Raw genomic sequence first — 11,529 nt, 5'->3', positions numbered from 1 at the left:
TGATCTGATCCACGAAGTCGCTTCAAAAGCAGGGAAAAAGCTTTCCACTCTGATTCAGTGTCAATTACAGCAATGGATCTCTGCTTTACCCAATTACATCAAGGCTTATCTGCCTATTCCAAGCTGCAAAAGTTGAGTTCTTAAAACCTATCCTTTTCTTTCTTTAACCTGCACTAATCCAATGATGAATGGGAACCTCCTTCTGGGAATGTCGAAATGAATATGTATGTGTCGATTTTATATGAGACTTAATTCCTAGTCAATCCATTTTTTTCTTTCCCTTCCATAGTTTCATGTCGTTTTATGTCAAATGTATCACTATATTTCTATCAATCGATACAAAATCATCTGTTATCGAACTTTATACGCAACATTTACCATTTCAAGGCGTTTAATATTATGTCGGGTGATGCCTAACGCTGTAATTTTCAAAGCACTAGCTGCCATTTTATTAACGCTTGAGGTGAAAAATGAAGAAATTTGGAATGTTGTTGTTGTTCGTTGTCTTGTTTTTGACATGGTCCAACGCTGGACAAGCAGCTGAGAAAACCATCGGGATGTATTTGGATGATCAAAAGCTGGAACTACCCGAAAATGTTCAAGTGGAGATCGTCAACAACAGCGTTATGCTTCCCATCCGATTTGTAGTAGAAAAGCTCGGCTTTTATGTAGAGTGGATTCAGTCATCACAAACGGTAAAAATCAGCAAAGATGCCGCTATGGTTGAATTGGTGCTCGGACAAGAAACCGCGGTCGTAAACGGTGCTGCAAAAACCATGCTTTCACCGCCTTACGCCAAATCACAGACGACCATGGTGCCGCTCCGCTTTATTAGTGAAGAGCTGGGCTTAACGGTGATGTGGAATGCAGCTTCTTACTCTGTATCCCTCAATACACCGCCTACTGAGACCGTGACTGAAGACCTAGCTCACTTGAAGGGCATCAGCTTCGAAGGCAATCGACTGACCGTTCAGTCTGACAAACCGCTCAATCCGAACGTATTTACCTTGTCTGATCCGAACCGTATCGTCATGGATATTCCTCATGCCGAGTTTGATGGCAGCGAGGTGAACGGACAGCCTCTCGGTGCAAACCAAACGGGACAGCTCGACGTTGAAGGCCATCCGATTGCGTCGAAAATCCGTTATTCCTTGTTTCAGAACGATCCTTCCACCATTCGGATTGTGATGGATTTGAACCAATCCGTTACATATCAAGTGTACGGCATGGATAACGGAACAGAGGGAATGATCTTAGAGTTGGGCGATTCACAGCCGACGAAGAATGGCAAGAAGCTTGTTGTGCTCGACGCTGGCCACGGTGATGATGACCCAGGCGCCATAAGTGTAACTGGGCAAAAGGAAAAAGATTTCAACCTTAAAGTCGCGTTAAAAGTACAACAATTGCTTCAACAGGAATCGAACATCGAGGTGGTCATGACACGTCATGACGATACATTCCTCCCGTTAGCCCAACGGGCGGGCATTGCGAATGATTTAAACGCCGATGCGTTCGTGTCGATTCATGCCAATTCTGCACCTGATGCTCCTACCGCCTCTGGAACGGAAACGTATTATTATGACAAGTCAAGCCTTTCGTTTGCTCAATTGATGCATAAGCACCTTTTGGCCGCTACAGAGTTTAAGGACCGGAAGGTTAAATTCGGAAACTTAAGTGTTCTACGCAACTCTAAAGTGTCTGCAGTTCTACTGGAAATCGGGTTTCTTTCAAACAAAACGGAAGAAGCAATCATGATGACAGATGAATTTCAGAACCGAGTTGCCGAAGGTATAGCGAATGGAATCAAACAATATGTAACAGGATCTTAAAATACGGAAAATGCTTCTAAAACAAAAAAAGATCCGCGAATCGGGATATGTTTCCGACCCCGCGGATCTTTAACTATTTTAAGATGATTGTTTAACTATCGTCCTGTCTGCTTGTATCGAACGATCGCTCCCTGCATTCTCAGGGGCTAACGGAATTTTAATCGAAAAAGCCGTGCCTCTCCCTTCCTCGCTCTTCACTTCAATTTTCCCTTGAAACGCCTGAATGATCCGAAAACAAACCATCATCCCCAAACCCGTGCCTTTTTCCTTGTTCGAAACAAATGGGTGTCCGAGCCGCTGAATTTGATCTATACTCATGCCGATACCGTTATCTATAATATCAATCACTGCATTACCTTCAAATGGGTAGCTGTTGATTATAATTCTGCCGTTCCCATCCGTCGCTTCGGTTGCATTTTTGATCATATTGACAAGTACCTGACACAGTTTTCTCTCATCGCCGACAATGTACAGTCCATCCTCCATATGGCATTGGATGGTTGTTCCTTCCGCTTCCGCGTAAGGACCCATCATATTGATGACATGATTCAGCTGCTGCTTGATATCAATAATTTGAACACATTCCATTTTCGGCTTTGCGTACGATAAATAATCCGACAAGATCGTCTCCGCCCGATCAAGCTCTTCCATCACCATTCCGGTATAACGAAGTGTGGTATCGTCTTTCGATCTTTGCTGCAGCAATTGGGCGAATCCTTTGGCCACCGTCATCGGATTGCGAATCTCATGTGCAATACTCGCAGCAAGCTCGCCCATGACCTGAAGCTTTTCCGTCCTTTGAAGCTCAGCTCTCATCCGAATATTCTCCCGCATCATCTCGATGACATATATACTCATCCACATGGCGAGCCCATTCAACAGGCAATAATATATAAAAAACTCAACCATTTCGGGAGTAGCGGCATTCCCTAATTGGACTAAACTCACGATCGAAGAAGTGATAGAGGAAGCAAGTGCAAAACTGGTGCCGAATATGTATTTTTTCAATGTAGACATGGAGGCGAAGTGCTTTATGCTCCAAATCGCTAGCAAAGCGACGATCGAATAAACGATGAGCGAGGAAATGAATCCATCACCGCCTATCATATATCGATATATAAACAAAATAAACGTCACTGTACATCCAGCCGGTATACTGCCATAAAGAAAAGAAAGTACAAGCGGTATGATTCTAAAATCGTAAATATAGCCAGGAAAAATCGAGAATGGAAATGTCATACAAATGATCACGCTGAATCCGCAAAGAAGGGCTACAATCCATGGTTTTCCCTTCTTTTGGTTTAAGTTGAATGCATAAAATACATAGATTCCCACATGAATCAGCAGGATATTTAAAAATAGATTGTTCACTCCGAACAAAGTGCCAGCCCCTTATCTGCTTTCCAAATCAAAATGACTGTTTATAGATCATTTATAACCATCATATGTAAGATGTATTCAAATTTATGCCAAAGTTTTCTTAAAATCGACAATTTTATTGTAACACGTTCATCTAAGACTGGAAACAATATGTAAACGTTCCAAAACGATAAAAAACCCCCGAGATCATTTTGGTTCTCAGGGGTAACAGAATATGAATAATAGGTTAAATAAATAAATCGTTCCATTGTTTCCTAGGCAGATCATCCGCAATGATGAAATATTCATGGGAACTGAAATGACGGATGGCCGACTGATCTTCCTGCCAAACCCATTCATCCATCTCTGTCTGTGTGCGGTGTGCGCGAAAAGCGTTAAGCTTTTCAAATAAACTGTCGCGGACATCGATTTTGACGACCTGCTCCGATGTTAGCCCATATCGCTGCGGACGTTTCAGACTTTCGCCGAACGAAATGAAGTAGAAAGCGGGATTTGCTTCTAACTGCCGTACCGCATGAATGGCCGCTTTGCCAATCGCGCAATGATCCGGATGACCTCCCCATTCCGGATGGAATGTGAGAACCACTTCGGGCTGCAGTTTTTCGAGGATGCATAAAAGCTGGTCAGTCAACGTACCTAGCGGAACAAATTCGACCGTTTTATCTCGATGACCGAGGAATATCGGCTGTTCCGCACCAAGCATGCTGCATGCCGCCTCCAGCTCCTTCTCCCTGACCATCGGCATCGTCTCCCGCGTAATAAAGGGAGGATGGCCCATGCGTCTTCCCATTTCTCCTTTCGTCGCAGAAACGATGTGTACTTTGACTCCTTGCTTGGCATAATGGGCGATCGTGCCGCCAAAGATGAACGATTCGTCATCTGGATGGGCAAGCAGTGCCGCCATTTGGCGCGTCCTTTGTTCCATGATTTCTCCCTCCTCGGTTGTTATGCAGGGAATGATTCCAGACTGAGCTCCAGCCCGCTAGTTAAACGTCCAAGCTCATCATGCCCGGCGATGATCAGCCGCCCCTGTTCGTCGGTGACCCAGTGAGTAAGTCCTTCCACCCGAACCCATCCGCCATCTGACAATTGCAGTGCGACTCGATATGTCTTGCTCCCCGCAACATGACATTTTGTAATGGTCGCTTGAACATTGCGCACGAAGCAGCCCGGGATCGCTTCAATATGTAAATAAGTGTTTTGTCCTTCATATAACCGCAAAGCAGCTTGAAGCTCAAACCCTTGAATGGTATGCATCCTGCCGCCTCCCTTTCTCCGATTTCTTTCATCATACGCCCTGTATTCCCTGAATACAACCAGCGTACGATCATGATAACATATGAATATTCCTATGCGAGCTGCCTGAAAGCCGTGCTATAATGGCATGTGGAAGATTCTCTTATTAGGATGAAACTACGGATTTTGACTTGATACGATCTGAGAGGTTATAGAATGAAAACGTTGATTATTGCCGAGAAACCTGACATGGGCCGCAATATTGCGGCTGCAATTGAACCAAGAGCAGTCAACCGCAGAACCCATTTGGAAGGCGAAAAATATCTGATTACTTGGGCGATCGGCCATCTCGTCACATTGGCGGAGCCGGACCAATACGACCCCAAATACAAAAAGTGGAGCATCGAGCATCTGCCGATCATTCCGGAAACGTTCAAGCTCATTCCAAATTATAAAACGAAAGACCAATTAAAGGTCATCGCACAGCTGGCCAAGCAATGTGATCGTCTCATTAATGCATGCGATGCGGGACGCGAAGGACAATACATCTTTTATCTTATCCAACGCCATCTCAAGCTGTCCCATCCCGTGCAGCGGCTTTGGATATCTGATTTAACCCCCGAGACCATCCGCAGCGGTTTTGCCAATTTAAAGGACGGATCGCATTACGATAACTTGACCAAGGCGGCCAAAGCACGAAGTGAGGCGGATTGGATTATCGGCATGAACGGATCCCGCGCATTCACCACGAAGCATAACGTACTGCTGTCGGTCGGACGAGTGCAAACGCCTGTACTGGCGCTCATTTATGACCGGCAAAAAGAAATCGAACAATTTTCTTCCCAGCATTATTTTGAAGTGTATGGCCATTTTGAGCAGCAGCAGACGGCATATAAAGGACTGTGGCAGGGAGATCAGCTGATGGATCGAGACAAAGCCGAAGCCATCGTGGCCAAAACCGCGAACCAGCCGGCTCGCATCCAAAGCTACGAAATGAAAGAAACCAAAGAGTACCCTTTTAAGCTGTTCGATCTGACGCTGCTGCAGCGCGAAGCGAATGCGAAATGCGGCTTTTCTGCCAAAAAAACGCTGGACGTCGCTCAAGCGCTGTATGAAAAGCATAAGGTGATCTCCTATCCGCGGACAAATTCGAACTATGTGACAGAGCAGAATATTCCGGAAATGCATCGTGCATTGGATGCTTTGAGAGGCACCGCTTATGACGCATTCGTTCAAGGCGCTTCCAAACGACGGGTGCATCCGAAAAATGCCCATATCTGCAATCCGGCCAAGGTGGAAGACCACCATGCTATTCTCCCTACGGCCAAAAGAGCAGGAAACTTGTCTGCAGATGAGCAAAAAATATATGACTTAATCGTCAGGCGCTTTCTGGCACAGTTTTACCCTCCGGCCGAGTATAAAGTGCATACGGTGTTAACGGAAGTCGCTCAGGAAACCTTTAAAACAACGGTGAAAGAACAGCTGCAGCTCGGTTGGAAAACGATCTATGCCGATCAAACGAATGCGAAATCAAAATCTAAAAAAGGCAAAGAAGAAGATTCCTCTGAGGAAGAAGTAACGAATACCCCTTTTCAGCTTGATTCGCAGCTGTCGGCTGCATGCGTTCGAGTGGAAGTGAAGGAGAAACAAACCCAGCCGCCTAAGCAATATACAGAGGGAACTCTTCTCAAAGCCATGGAAAGTGCGGGCAAGCAGGTCGAGGACGAGCAATTACGCGAGGCAATGAAGGATTCGGGACTCGGTACCCCTGCGACGAGGGCGGCAACGATAGAACGGCTCAAAAAAGTCGGATATATCGAAATGAAGGGGAAGAAAATCCAAATTTCACAAAAAGGTCGTACCGCCATCGAAGTCATTCGAGGCGCCGGCATTGAGCTGTTGACTTCACCGGAGATGACAGGCCAGTGGGAACGCCGCTTGAATGAAATTTCTAAAGGAACAGCTTCAGACCAGGTCTTCATGACCAAAGTTAAAGAATTCGCTTCCTTCATCGTAGGCAAAGTGAAGACGCAAGCGAGGGCTGACCGCTCAGCGTTTGGAGATACGGAGTCATCCGGATCCGGTAAAAGAAGCAAACGCCCCACTCCAAAAAGAAGCGCATCTATCAAAACAAGACAAGCGTCAAGCACCGAAGCTTCTTCCGCCCCTGCGAAGACGAGTCTGTCTCCAAGCTTCGTAGCGAAATGTCCAAGACCAGGATGCGGGGGAGATATATTCTTGGGACGCAAGGGCTACGGATGCAGTCATTACCGAACAGGCTGCAGCTTCGTCATCTGGAAAAAGCAGCTTGGCAAAACGCTGTCAGACGCTATGGTGAAAAACCTCATCGAAAAAGGAAAAACGAACTCATTAAAATTCACGAAAAAAGACGGTTCAACCTTTCAGTCACGTATCGTTTTAATCGATGCTAATACAGGTGAAGTCGGGCTCGGTTCATAAGCTCTGCTTCACCTGTTTTTCAATTCAAAACAGCCTCCATACATATAGTGCCAAGCCCAAAAGCGCAGCCAGGTGCTTGATTCGTCGGTTGGAACTCGTATATTGAAAAAATACCAAATAGATGAAGAAGCCGAGCGGCAGCTTGAAGTCATTGAACGCGAATGTAAATCCTCCAAGCAGTGTGTAACCGACGAGCTTCAGTCCAAGCCCGTTCTCTTGTTCTGTCCGTTTTCTATACAACAGCATGAGTGCGATGAGGCTTCCTAGAAAGATTGCATAATCGATATATAATTTCACACCGCTTTCCAGCAGCCGATATCCGTACAAGTTGTATCCCGAAAAACGAATGTACGCTCCTTGATCGATTTGTTCTAAATATCGATCGTCGAATGAGAAAGAAGACAAATTACCAGGTCCATCCCCCATCCCGTAACCGTCAAAATCAATTTTCTTCTTTTCGTGATCCATGATGATCCAACGATCATTAAAATTGGAAGTGCTGTAGGATCCGTCCGAATTTACATATGACGTCGTTAACAATTGTCCCGATATTCGATTCGGACTCGGATTGGCATCGAGTTCAATATAGAACTGGTTCCCCTCTCTTCTCACCTTCTCCAATATAATCTTGGTATCATGCATTTCTTCAACGGTGAGATGTAAAATCGTTTCTTCATCCCTTTCATCGGGGATCCATTCCGGCTGAAGAAAAAATTCTACAGCAACCTGCTCCTGGATTAACGAAATTTCATATCCCTGCTGATGGATAATCCGATCATAGAGGGCTTCACTGCGATGTTCATAAAACCATGCCCCGACAAGAATCAATAATGCCGCTGCCAGCCCTGTGGCTGCTTTCCAATTCAATTGTTAGTTCACCACCCTTCAAATAAATATAAAGAGGAACATGACATGCCCAGCATTCACTCTTCAAAGTTCAATTTAAACAGCAGCCCCCATTCCAATTGTTTCAACGATTCCGGCGAAAAATCCGCTGTTTGAATCATTCCGCTGCTCGTTGCCTGTATTCCCCACACATAAAAAGGCTCATCTGCTGTAAAGCTGTGAGGCTCATGATATTGCAAGATTCCTTCTGATGTAAGCTTTGGATCCCTTGGAATTGTGAATGCAGCCACTCCGCTTCCGGCACCCATTTTAATCATGAGATCCTTATTCTCTTTGCTCGTTGAAACCGAGTCGGCGGTGATAATGACTTCCACCTTTTTAGGTTCGCCATCTTCACTGGAGAACAAATCGCCCATGAACCCCATACTCGATGGATGCCCGTTTTCCCAGACCTCCATTTCTAATCTAGCATTCGGTTTCGTTCCTTCGTAGCTTAATTGGAATGATCCCGTCATCGAACCCAAAAACGGTCTGAATTTGGCCGCGTCCCCTTGAAACAAATCCACAGGCGTCAAGGTAATTTCAGCAGGAGAAGTTCTTTGTTTGGTTTCTTGTATTTCCTGATTAGGTGATGAATTGCAGCCTGCAAGAAGTACGATAAGAAGAAAGAGCGAAACTCCCCTGTATAAGCTTCGAGAGACCAAGACGTCCCCTCCTTTCGATGCATTCAATTCCATATTGTACCATATTGTGCAATAAAAAGACCGCCGATCCTGAACCGCTCCCTGTCAAGTAGACAGTGAAAAAAACAAAATCGTATTTACTGGACTCCGTTAAACGGGGTCCAGTTTTTTATGCAGCGTCTTCAAGCAACTGGCGATAAGTCATTGGAGCCAACTTACTCAATTTCTTCTGTCTTCGGTTGTAATTATAGAAGTGTATATAGTTTTCAATAACTGCTGCAAGGTGATCGTAATCCTTAAAATTGCCAAGGTAGTACATTTCACACTTGAGAATTCCCCAGAAACCTTCCATGAGGCCATTGTCGATGCAACGACCAACGCGCGACATGCTTTGCGTCATTCCAGCCTTGTCCAATTTAGTCTTAAACTGTTTACTTGTGTACTGAAAACCCCTATCACTATGGAATATTGGATGAGCATCTGGATATTTAGAAACGGCTAAATCAAAGGTGTCGAAAACGAGTCGGTTATGATTACTTCTCCCTATTGCAAAGGAGATAATACTATTATCCTTGAGGTCTAGAATTCCACTCAAATAGAGCTTCTCATTGTTTCCATACTTGAATTCCGTGACATCGGCTAACCATTTCTCATTCAGTTTTCCAGCTGTGAAATCACGATTTAGAATGTTCTCAGCCGTAACTTCTGGTGTGGAACGTTGGTATTGAGGACGTTTCCTGCGGCTTTTATATCTGCTAATTGGGTAAGACGATAAATTCGTTTGTAGTTGTAATTGGTCTCGTACCTAGCGTTTAATTCATCTGTTAGTCGCCTGTATCCGTATGTCCCATTATATTCGGCGTAGAGATAACCCAGTTTGTGAAGCAGATCTTCGTTTTCATACTCATGGGCACTCTTTTCGCGGTGTAGCCATTTGTAATAGGATGACCTGTTTAGGTCTAATACCTTGGAAATACTTGTTACAGGGTATCCTTCTTGCTCATGTAGCTCCTTTACAGCTAGGTAAAGCTTTTCCTGGCGGACTCCGCTTAGTACCGCCTCCTTTCGATTTCCTGAACTTTTTTTAATACGGCAATCTCCATTTCTTTCCGTTTGTTTTCGGCTTTCAGCATTTTATTTTCTGCTTGCAAACGCTCGACTTCACTCATTTCTTCTATGGATCTACGTTTTCCACGTCTGTCAATGAGTCCGTCTACACCATTTTCCTCGTATTTACGTACCCAACTATAAATCTGTTGATAGGAAACTCCGAATTCTTCAATTGTTAAGGCATAATCTTTGTCATTAGCTATGCAGTAGCTTACAATTTCAATTCGTTCATTTAATGTGGTCGAACGTCCTTTTTCGGTCATATTGATCCTTCTCTCCCGGCCTTTGGTGGCCCGAAAATCTTTATGACCATTATTATACAATGTTACCCAGTTCTGAAGTTGTGTTTTACTAAGTATGTTGAACTTCTTACATACATCCAATTGACTTCCTTCACCACGGAGATATGCCTCTACCGCTGCAGTTTTCAATTCTGTATTATATCTGTTGTTTGTATTTGTGATTACTAGCCCAGACATTCCCATGGTTTCATACTTAACTATCCATTGTTGAAAGCTTGCTTTTGTAACTCCATATTTTCGCGCTATGCTTTCTTGGCTTCCTTCTCCGCGATTGTACTTCTCTACAGCCTCAATTTTCTTGATAGAGCTGATTCTTTTTCCGTTCCTTCCCAAAGAAAAAACTCCCCTCAGTGTAGTCCTGAATTTTGTTATTTCAGGTGTCTACTTTGAGGGGAGCATATCATCCTATGTGATGGCAGCCTTCTATCTATGCTTAATCAATTTTGCTCCAATTCCAAGCAGGCCAGTATAAACGGTGCATACCCCTTGGGATCGTCTCGGCGTGTCGGTTCACTAATATAATACGCATAAGAGCCGTCGCGATATGGCTTACCTCCTAATCCCGCGACACTGCAAATATGATTCAGATGGTAGGAACCGTCATCATCCTGCTCGACGCTGTATTCAAGCAACCCATTAAAGCCTTTTTGAGCAGCCTTGAAGCTTTCCTTCCCCAAATAACCAAGTCGTGCCCCCTTCGCCAATGCATATACAAGCATGGCAGAACCCGATGCTTCTACATAATTGCCTTCACGCGATACTTGATCCATGACCTGGTACCACATGCCCGTTGCCTCATCCTGCACACGAATCACAGCCTCCGCCAGTCGATAGAACAGACCTATGATCAACCCTCGTTTCGGATGTTTCCGAGGTAAGTCGTCAAGAACGTCAACGACCGCCATCATATACCATCCCATCGCTCTGCCCCAAATATGAGGTGAACAGCCGCTGCTTGGATCGGCCCATCGCTGCTCTCTGCTTTCATCCCAGCCATGATAGAGAAGTCCGGTTCGAGGATCGCGAGCCGCCTTCTCCATCAGTACAATTTCATGTGCCGCATCATCAAACCATTCCGGCGCGTGAAATGTCCGTGCATACTTGGTGATGAACGGCGAAGACATGTAAACCCCGTCCAGCCACATTTGGTACGGATATATTTTCTTATGCCAAAGCCCTCCTTCGCTTGTCCGAGGATGACCTTTCAGTTGCGTCATTAACGTCTCAATCGCTAAACGGTACCGTTCATCCCCGATTTGTTCATACAGCACGAATAAGGCTTTTCCTTGATTGATTTGATCAATATTGTAATCCTCCAAACGGTAAGTCTCGATGGAACCATCTGGCTGTACAAATAAGTCCATATTCCGCTGTATATACTCCAAATAGCGGGATTCCCCTGTCTCTACCCACATCCGCTCAAATGCGGTAAGAATACATCCATTTTCATAATTCCAGCAACGTCTTCGCTGAAAAGGCATATCCGCTACGATTGGATACTGCTTCATAAACGATTCACTCATTTTTTTCGACCACAAGTTTTGCATCCTGCCACACCCTCGTATCATATGTTTTGTAGCCAACTTCTAAATGATTTCCAGTCCCTTAGGGGACTGGAGCGAGCCTTTAAAATTTCCAGCTTGTTGTTCTTTGAAAAATGAATATTGGGACTGGACTTTTCGG

General features: G+C 44.8%; 11 protein-coding genes. 2 read left to right on the top strand and 9 right to left on the bottom strand.

What is annotated here, in order from left to right; all coding sequences use genetic code 11:
• Positions 1 to 470 precede the first annotated feature (470 nt).
• Positions 471 to 1,829, top strand: coding sequence for an N-acetylmuramoyl-L-alanine amidase (locus ACFPXP_RS09335; protein ID WP_379893938.1), 1,359 nt, complete (start codon positions 471 to 473; stop codon positions 1,827 to 1,829).
• A 78-nt stretch (positions 1,830 to 1,907) separates the two neighbouring features.
• On the opposite strand, the gene ACFPXP_RS09330 is transcribed toward ACFPXP_RS09335, so the two are convergent.
• From ACFPXP_RS09330 to ACFPXP_RS09320, 3 genes are all read right to left on the bottom strand, one after another.
• Complete coding sequence (locus ACFPXP_RS09330) at positions 1,908 to 3,200, bottom strand: ATP-binding protein (protein WP_379893941.1); 1,293 nt, start codon at positions 3,198 to 3,200, stop codon at positions 1,908 to 1,910.
• Positions 3,201 to 3,435: 235 nt separating this feature from the next.
• On the bottom strand, positions 3,436 to 4,134 hold the full coding sequence (locus tag ACFPXP_RS09325; RefSeq protein ID WP_379893937.1) for a PIG-L family deacetylase: 699 nt from the start codon (positions 4,132 to 4,134) through the stop codon (positions 3,436 to 3,438).
• 20 nt (positions 4,135 to 4,154) lie between these two features.
• Positions 4,155 to 4,466 (bottom strand): DUF1806 family protein, encoded by a 312-nt coding sequence (locus tag ACFPXP_RS09320; protein WP_379893936.1) that lies wholly within the window; start codon positions 4,464 to 4,466, stop codon positions 4,155 to 4,157.
• Between the two features lie 195 nt (positions 4,467 to 4,661).
• Here ACFPXP_RS09320 and ACFPXP_RS09315 point away from each other — a divergent pair, with 195 nt between their 5' ends.
• Positions 4,662 to 6,905: a type IA DNA topoisomerase gene (locus ACFPXP_RS09315; RefSeq protein WP_379893935.1), complete on the top strand. Its 2,244-nt coding sequence runs from the start codon at positions 4,662 to 4,664 to the stop codon at positions 6,903 to 6,905.
• A 24-nt stretch (positions 6,906 to 6,929) separates the two neighbouring features.
• On the opposite strand, the gene ACFPXP_RS09310 is transcribed toward ACFPXP_RS09315, so the two are convergent.
• The 6 genes from ACFPXP_RS09310 to ACFPXP_RS09285 form a co-directional block, all read right to left on the bottom strand.
• Entirely contained in the window at positions 6,930 to 7,772 is an 843-nt protein-coding gene (locus ACFPXP_RS09310; RefSeq protein WP_379893934.1) for a hypothetical protein, read from the bottom strand.
• A 56-nt stretch (positions 7,773 to 7,828) separates the two neighbouring features.
• Positions 7,829 to 8,455, bottom strand: a complete 627-nt coding sequence (locus ACFPXP_RS09305) for a hypothetical protein (protein WP_379893933.1) — start codon at positions 8,453 to 8,455, stop codon at positions 7,829 to 7,831.
• 148 nt (positions 8,456 to 8,603) lie between these two features.
• Positions 8,604 to 9,194: an IS3 family transposase gene (locus tag ACFPXP_RS09300; protein WP_379893940.1), complete on the bottom strand. Its 591-nt coding sequence runs from the start codon at positions 9,192 to 9,194 to the stop codon at positions 8,604 to 8,606.
• Positions 9,116 to 9,310 (bottom strand): transposase, encoded by a 195-nt coding sequence (locus ACFPXP_RS09295; RefSeq protein ID WP_379893939.1) that lies wholly within the window; start codon positions 9,308 to 9,310, stop codon positions 9,116 to 9,118. The genes ACFPXP_RS09300 and ACFPXP_RS09295 overlap by 79 nt, the downstream gene beginning before the upstream one ends.
• 173 nt (positions 9,311 to 9,483) lie before the next feature.
• Positions 9,484 to 10,179: a transposase gene (locus ACFPXP_RS09290; protein WP_379893932.1), complete on the bottom strand. Its 696-nt coding sequence runs from the start codon at positions 10,177 to 10,179 to the stop codon at positions 9,484 to 9,486.
• 104 nt (positions 10,180 to 10,283) lie between these two features.
• On the bottom strand, positions 10,284 to 11,393 hold the full coding sequence (locus tag ACFPXP_RS09285; RefSeq protein WP_379893931.1) for a glycoside hydrolase family 88/105 protein: 1,110 nt from the start codon (positions 11,391 to 11,393) through the stop codon (positions 10,284 to 10,286).
• Positions 11,394 to 11,529 lie beyond the last annotated feature (136 nt).

Source organism: Marinicrinis lubricantis (assembly GCF_042658665.1).
In the GTDB taxonomy this organism is placed as follows: Bacteria; Bacillota; Bacilli; order Paenibacillales; family KCTC-33676; genus Marinicrinis; species Marinicrinis lubricantis.
The sequence above is the reverse complement of the archived record's forward strand: the minus strand, read 5'-3'. Positions and strand labels throughout refer to the sequence as shown.

Excerpts from the sequence above, each read along its gene's own strand:
- ACFPXP_RS09335 (WP_379893938.1), top strand. The coding sequence starts at position 471 with ATGAAGAAATTTGGAATGTTGTTGTTGTTCGTTGTCTTGTTTTTGACA.
- ACFPXP_RS09315 (WP_379893935.1), top strand. The coding sequence starts at position 4,662 with ATGAAAACGTTGATTATTGCCGAGAAACCTGACATGGGCCGCAATATT.
- ACFPXP_RS09285 (WP_379893931.1), bottom strand. The coding sequence starts at position 11,393 with ATGCAAAACTTGTGGTCGAAAAAAATGAGTGAATCGTTTATGAAGCAG.
- ACFPXP_RS09320 (WP_379893936.1), bottom strand. The coding sequence starts at position 4,466 with ATGCATACCATTCAAGGGTTTGAGCTTCAAGCTGCTTTGCGGTTATAT.
- ACFPXP_RS09325 (WP_379893937.1), bottom strand. The coding sequence starts at position 4,134 with ATGGAACAAAGGACGCGCCAAATGGCGGCACTGCTTGCCCATCCAGAT.